Origin of the sequence: Neoroseomonas lacus (assembly GCF_014644535.1) — a bacterium.
GTDB lineage: Bacteria > Pseudomonadota > Alphaproteobacteria > Acetobacterales > Acetobacteraceae > Neoroseomonas > Neoroseomonas lacus.
Genome location: NZ_BMKW01000042.1, coordinates 1 through 5997, shown reverse-complemented (window position 1 = coordinate 5997; position 5997 = coordinate 1). Strand labels below are relative to the sequence as shown.

The window sequence follows — 5997 nt, the reverse complement described above, 5'->3', positions numbered from 1 at the left end:
ACGTCACTGCATCGGTGCCGCCATTCGCGCCTTCGACCACGATGTCGGATGCGCTGTCCAACCCAATGTAGCGGTCGTTGCCGTCGCCACCGATGAGGGAATCGGCGCCTACCCCACCGACGAGAACGTCGTCGCCGGCGCCACCCAGCAGCGTGTCGTTGCCGTTGCCGCCCGCCAGGTAGTCCTCGCCGCCGAGGCCACTCAGCACGTTGGCCCCAACATTGCCACTGATCACATTGGCCAGGTCGTTCCCCGTGCCGTTCAACGCCTGCGTGCCGAGCAGTGTCAGGTTCTCGACATTCGCCGTGAGCGTGTAGCTGATGTTGGAGGTCACCACATCGGTACCGCCGTTAGCGCCTTCGACCACGATGTCGGATGCGCTGTCCAACCCGATGAAGCGATCGTTGCCGGTGCCACCGACAAGGGAATCGGAACCTGACCAGCCGACGAGAACGTCGTCGCCGGCGCCACCGAGCAGCGTGTCATTGCCGGCAGCACCGACCAGCCTGTCGGTGTCGTCGCCGCCATTGAGAAGGTCGGCCCCGCCCCCGCCGATGAGGGTGTCGTTGCCGCCAAGGCCGGCCAGCACGTCGTTCGCGCCGCTGCCGGAGATGACATTGGCGAGCGCATTGCCGGTGCCGTACCGCGCAGCGCCGACCAGGGTAAGGTCCTCGACATAGGCGGGCAGCGTGAAGTCGACGCTGGCGGTGACGTGGTCGGTTCCGCCACCGGAGCCCTCGGTCACGACGTCACTGGCGTGGTTCACGATGTACTCGTCATTGCCGGCAGCGCCGGACATCGTGTCCGCACCAGACGTGCCGATCAGCGTGTCAGGCCCAGCCGTGCCAACTTCAACCGGCGGTACAGGGTCGGTGCCGCCACTGTCGGTTGCGCCGGTAATATCGAAAATGCCAGCTTGGATCGCGTTTGGCAGGATTCCGTCGAGCCGGATAGTGCGCACACCCGAGATGGTGATCAGAGTCCCGCCGTAGCCGTCGGCGCGGGCGGAGGCGATGATGGCGGCCATGGAAACACTGCCGGTCAGGGCAATGATGTCCGTGCCTGGACGAAAGCCCTGGATCTCCAACCGTCCGGCGCTTGTCGCGTCGACCTCAAAGCGGGCTGCGCCGCCGAGGATGAGGGCGTAGTCTTGGCCGGAACCCGGTGCGAAGACATTCGTGCCTCTGCCGCCGATGAGGTAGTCGTCGCCTCCTCGTCCGTCGAGGCGATCGCCGCCGCCCGTCGAGGCATCAATGAGGACATCGGCGCCCGCCGTGCCAATCAGCGTCGTGCGGCCGACACCCTTTTCGTAAACGAAGACGTTACTGCCCGTGAAGGTCTGGGTCGTGTTCGCCGTGGTCGGGGCGATGACCCTCATCTCCGTCACGCCGATCTGCGTGCCATCAGGCATGCGCGGCGCGATCTGGAACTGGGCATCGGTACGCAGGTCAGGCATGCCGGCGCTGAGGATCCACCCATAGGCGCGCATGGCATCGGCTGCGACCCGGTGGTCGGTCGGGTCTTCGCCGCCGGCGAAGACCGTGATGATGTTGGCGTTGCTCATCGCGGCCAACGCGGCATAGTAGCCCGAGGAAGGGCCGGTCGAGTAGTTCCCCGCGGAGCGGGTGGCCGCCGCGACATCCGCCCAGGTGCTCAGCGCCTGCCCGCTGGAGCTGTAGACATTCAGCGAATAGTTGAAACCGTTGTAGGGATTGATATCCGGCGAGAGAAAGCGGCCGCTCAGGAAGTTCGCTTCCCATTTCAGAACGGCACGCGCGTCGCTGTTGCCTTGCATCGCGGCGAGCGCCGTAGTGCTTGCAAAAAAGTCCTGCTGCCAGGGCGCCGTCGCCGTTGTCTCGCGATACGCGCCCTCCACATAACCGTGGACCTCGCCTTGTTCCGCGGTCAGCCGCGTTGTCTGCGAACGGAGATACGCCCAGTTGTTGTTGGCGATCTCGCTGAAATACGCCTGTTCGTAAGTCCCATCGGGATTGGCATAGGCGGCCTCCTGGACAGTACGCAGTGCCCAGGCCTGCGCCCGAACCTCTTCGACCGGGTTCGCGACGATGCCCTGGCTGTCGTTTCGCGGGTCGTTCCAGGCACTGGCGATGACCCAGGACGCCTGCGCGTTCAGCATATCGAGGTGGTAGCGGTCACCCGTCATCAGCCAGGCGACGTAGGACACGTCGGCGCTGTGCGCACGGTCGGTCGTCCAGCCGGATTCGCTGCCGGCAATCTGCGATGGCTGTTGGGTTCCACGATTGTCAATCCATAGCTTCGGGTAGTCTGTGACCGAGAGGTAGTGACCCTTCGCCGCATCGTAGTAATGCCAAGGGATGCTGCCGGCAGCCTCCGCCTGTGCAAGCGCGTAGTTGGCCGCAGACGCATCCTGGGTAATCAGCCAGCGGGCATTGGCTTCCGTGGTCGGGCCGATATCCGGGCGCCCGCCTGTGGTCGGCATGTATTGGAACAGGCCGTTGACGCCGAGAACGTTGGTCCAGCCCGACGGTACCGAAGGGGCGGAACCAACCGAGGCCGTGAGGTCGTAGTTCCAGATGGCCCCAGTCTGCTCAAGGTAGTCGATGTCGTGCCGGACGTTCAGCGTCTGCGCCGCGCTGGCGTCAGCGATGACGTCCTCTGCCCAGACCTGATACTGGTACTGGGTCAAATTGGTCCGGCTGAAGCGCGTCTCGCCATTCTCGACGATGCTGACGCTGTTGTACAGGATCGCGCCGCCGGCCGTGCCCATCGCGGCATCGTTCTGAAACGAGACCTTCGTGGCAATACTGCCATCCGCGTATGTCACGACATCGAACGTGACGCGCAGCGCGCGTGTCACGTCGACGTCGAAGCGTATCTCGGTAGCCAATGCGCCCTGCCTGATGATCTCGGCTTCACCGCCGGCAACGGCTTCCGCAAGGTATTGCGCAGCGTCTAGCGACACCGCGCCAAGTCCGGCGATGTTCATGTTGACCGTGAGGTCGTAGCCATGAGCGAGCGCTGCGGTGATTGCGACGGGCGTGCCAGCCGGCGTGCCACTCGCCACAAGTACGCCCTGCACCGTCGCACCGGCGGCGATCGCAGGCGCCGCAATTGTCAGAATTGCCGATTTGACGGAGCCATCCTCGTAGTGGGAAATAACGTCCATCTGCATCGGCAATGTTTGCGTGCCGATTTGGGCGCTGAGCGATGTGCCTTCCGCGAGGTCGCCTTCGGCAAAGACCTGATTGAAGCGGATATACTGCGCGCTGCTCTTTGCCGCGTTGGCATTCTGAAGGCTGAATTCCACGATCGTCTGCGCCGTCCCACTCATGACCCTGCTCCTTGTCGCGCTGTGTCCGCGTTTGAAATCATGTCAACAGGGGAGGCACACCAATTCCTGCCCGGGGCGTTACGTCGCCCAAAGGCCTGCCGGTCAGGGTACACAGTGCCCCGTCTGGCTCGATCGAAGGAAGAAACAACCACTGGTTGAATCAACCTAAGAAATGAATATGAATGGTAGCCGCCCCGTGTCCTCGCACATCCATTCGGAGCATTCAGGCGGAGAAAGGGGCAAAATGATGGCCGGGCCCCGAGTCCGATTTCGATCGTCGCATGCCTGTGGCCGTGAGAACTTCACGTCGCATGAATACGAGGCGTGCCATCGCTTTTGGGTCACATTAGTATACCGGCCAGATGACCCCTCAAACGCTGTTAGGTGGCACGAGTCATGATCGACAACCTCGTCATTCTGGCTACCTGTGGCGGCGTCCTCGCAGTGGCGTGCCGCGCCTTCTTGTTGGAGCGTCGCGAGGCGGCCCGGCGCGCCGAATCTTCACTGTCGCGCGCATTTCGCGCCAAACGCTGAACGGAGCGACAGCCAGATGCAGGCGCTGTTCATTCTATCCGTTTGGACGTCACTGGTTGCGCTAGGTTGCCTCGCGCCTTTCGTTCTGGCGCTCGCCTATGTTTGGGTCGATCTGTTTAGACCGCATGACGTAGCGCCGGCCCTAGGGCAACTCTTCCCGTTTTCGTTAACAACCGCGGTGCTGACGCTTGGAGCATATGTTCTTGTGGATCGGCGCGACCCGCCTCGACTTGGACTGCTGACCGCGTTGCTAATTATCTGGGCCGGCTGGATAACTCTGACAACGACCTGGGCACTTTACCCGACTGCGGCCTGGGCGAAATGGGATTGGGCATTCAAGACCATCCTCTTCTCCACGTTGCTGCCGTTCTTTTTCCGGTCACGCATACAGATCGAGGCGGCGCTGCTCGTGATTCTATGTTGCATCGCATCGAATGTGGTGTGCTTCGCCATCAAGTCGGTCCTGGCGAGCGGCGGATACGGGCGCCCGCTCGGCCTCATTCAGATCAATGCGGGCTGGGGGGGAGAAGGCAGCACCCTCGGAACCTATGCCTTCGCCTGCCTGCCTTTGGTCGCCTTCCTGCAACGCCATTCCATCGTCGCCCCATCCCGCGGCTGGTTGCGATGGGTCTACTTCGCGGCGCCGGTTATTGCGGTCATTGGCGCCTTTGGCACCTTTGCGCGGGCAGCGCTGGTTGCTTGTGTCGTCTGGGCGGCACTTCTCTGGTGGCGATCGCGGCACAAATTCATGGTCGCGATCATGCTTGTGGCCGGAGCGGCGGCCGTGGTGCCCCTGATGGGCGATGCCTGGAAGGCACGTATCTCGACGTCCTTCGCACCTCGCCAGGATGAGAGCGCGAATACGCGACTGCTGGTCTGGGAATGGACGATTGGCCTTGCCAACCAGTATCCCGCGGGCGCCGGCTTCAACGGCTATCTTGGCAACCGCTTTGTGACGCAGGACGAATGGGGAGAGGATAATGTCCAGGAAGGCCGCGCGTTTCATAGCATCTATTTCGAGGTTCTCGGCGAGCATGGCTGGGTCGGGCTGGCTATATTCCTGGCGACGTTTGCCGTGTTCTTCCTAAACATGCGCAGCGTCCGGCGTGCAGCGCGCGCGAGACCGGAACTGGAATGGATTGGCGACCTCGCCCGCGCGCTGAGTCATGGTGTGCTTATTTTCATGGCCGGCGCGGCCTTCGTGGGCATCGCATTCTATCCGCTGCATTATTATCTGCTTGCGCTTGCCGTCAGCACCTCGGCGGCGCTGCATCGGGCCACCCTATCCTCTGCCGACCGCGCACCTCAGGAATCGCTCGCCGACTTGGCCGTGGGGCACAACGCGGCGCGACTGCCAGCGTGGCGGCAGCGGGCAGGTCAGACGAAGGCTTCAATATGACGCGGTTTATAGGATAGAAGAACCCTACTGATCGGAACCGATGCGCCCAGTCGCGAAATCCGATGGACATGATGCGCCAGGGCCGCTTGATCCTGCCCCCAACTCTGGTCCGGGGCCTAGGCAACTTCTCGGGCCTGTTGAGGCTGCTCGGCGAACGCCTGCGGGGTCAAGTTCCGCAATGACCCATGCGGCCGTTCCTCGTTGTATTCGCGTCGCCATGCCTTCAGCCGCTCCCGCGCGNTCCGGCCCGTTGTCGACCTTCAGCGTCTTCGGCCGCCCCCATTCGCGCGCCTGGCGATCGAGCTCCTGCACCACGTCGAACGCCCGGAAGCTCACTCTCGGCACGATCGAGAGCGCCTCTCGCGTGTGGGCATCGAGCACCGCCAGGATCCGGATCGGCCGGCCGTCGAACAACTGGTCGGCGACGAAGTCCATCGACCAGATCTCGTTTGGCGCCGTCGCGCCCGGCCGCCCCACCCAATACCGCGACGCCCGCTTGCGCCGCGGCACCTTGGACCGGATCGTCAGGCCTTCCTCGCTGTACAGGCGATACACGAGCTTCGCGTTCACCGGCCAGCCGCGACAGCGCACCATCAGATGCCCAGGCCGCAAGGCGGGTACTAGACGACGAATACCGATGATCGCCGCCTAGCGTGGGATGTTCAGCAACCTCGCGATCAGGCGATGATGGCGATATCCGCCGCTGTCAGCGCCGGCGCACCCGAGAGCGTCGCCAGCACCGTCGCCCCGG

Annotated in this window: 4 protein-coding genes; 2 read left to right on the top strand and 2 right to left on the bottom strand. The window is 63.3% G+C overall.

Annotated features, from left to right (window positions below; all coding sequences use genetic code 11):
• Positions 1–3313 (bottom strand): calcium-binding protein (locus IEY36_RS30160; protein WP_188973992.1); only part of this gene is annotated, 3313 nt, incomplete at its 3' end.
• Positions 3314–3709: 396 nt separating this feature from the next.
• Between IEY36_RS30160 and IEY36_RS30155 the strand changes: the two genes are divergently transcribed.
• Together IEY36_RS30155 and IEY36_RS30150 are read left to right on the top strand one after the other, a co-directional pair.
• Positions 3710–3847, top strand: a complete 138-nt coding sequence (locus IEY36_RS30155; RefSeq protein WP_188973990.1) for a hypothetical protein — start codon at positions 3710–3712, stop codon at positions 3845–3847.
• Positions 3848–3863: 16 nt separating this feature from the next.
• Positions 3864–5246, top strand: coding sequence for a putative O-glycosylation ligase, exosortase A system-associated (locus tag IEY36_RS30150; RefSeq protein ID WP_188973989.1), 1383 nt, complete (start codon positions 3864–3866; stop codon positions 5244–5246).
• A gap of 24 nt (positions 5247–5270) precedes the next feature.
• On the opposite strand, the gene IEY36_RS31535 is transcribed toward IEY36_RS30150, so the two are convergent.
• On the bottom strand, positions 5271–5840 hold the full coding sequence (locus IEY36_RS31535; RefSeq protein ID WP_456307064.1) for a DDE-type integrase/transposase/recombinase: 570 nt from the start codon (positions 5838–5840) through the stop codon (positions 5271–5273).
• Between the last annotated feature and the right edge of the window lie 157 nt (positions 5841–5997).

Coding starts and splice junctions, on each gene's coding strand:
- IEY36_RS30155 (WP_188973990.1), top strand. CDS start 3,710: ATGATCGACAACCTCGTCATTCTGGCTACCTGTGGCGGCGTCCTCGCA.
- IEY36_RS30150 (WP_188973989.1), top strand. CDS start 3,864: ATGCAGGCGCTGTTCATTCTATCCGTTTGGACGTCACTGGTTGCGCTA.